Source organism: Parabacteroides sp. AF39-10AC (assembly GCF_003635405.1).
Taxonomy (GTDB): domain Bacteria; phylum Bacteroidota; class Bacteroidia; order Bacteroidales; family Tannerellaceae; genus Parabacteroides; species Parabacteroides distasonis.
Window position 1 is genome coordinate 254,949 of record NZ_QTLP01000006.1, and the last position, 741, is coordinate 255,689.

General features: G+C 56.1%; 1 rRNA gene (cut by a window edge). It reads left to right on the top strand.

Annotated elements, in window-relative coordinates:
- Positions 1-532, top strand: a 16S ribosomal RNA gene (locus tag DW033_RS07990) (it extends 1,094 nt beyond the left edge of the window).
- The last annotated feature ends 209 nt before the right edge of the window (positions 533-741 follow it).

Sequence of the window (741 nt, forward strand, 5' to 3'; positions counted from 1 at the left end):
TCGACCGCTCTGGAAACAGAGCCTCTAGCAATAGCGATTTGCGAGGTGCTGCATGGTTGTCGTCAGCTCGTGCCGTGAGGTGTCGGCTTAAGTGCCATAACGAGCGCAACCCTTGCCACTAGTTACTAACAGGTGATGCTGAGGACTCTGGTGGGACTGCCAGCGTAAGCTGCGAGGAAGGCGGGGATGACGTCAAATCAGCACGGCCCTTACATCCGGGGCGACACACGTGTTACAATGGCGTGGACAAAGGGAGGCCACCTGGCGACAGGGAGCGAATCCCCAAACCACGTCTCAGTTCGGATCGGAGTCTGCAACCCGACTCCGTGAAGCTGGATTCGCTAGTAATCGCGCATCAGCCATGGCGCGGTGAATACGTTCCCGGGCCTTGTACACACCGCCCGTCAAGCCATGGGAGCCGGGGGTACCTGAAGTCCGTAACCGCGAGGATCGGCCTAGGGTAAAACTGGTGACTGGGGCTAAGTCGTAACAAGGTAGCCGTACCGGAAGGTGCGGCTGGAACACCTCCTTTCTGGAGCGAAGGATTCCGTCGCTGGCCAAGTGTCGGCGATGTCCGGTCATACGAGGTATCGATCGCCTTGTGCTGCTGTTGAGATTATGTTTATATATAGATCTTACGTACCGGGAGGCCGGTCTAAAGAGAGAAAGATGACGCTGGGACGTAAGTCTTGGCAAAGTTGACAGTCCTATAGCTCAGTTGGTTAGAGCGCTACACTGATA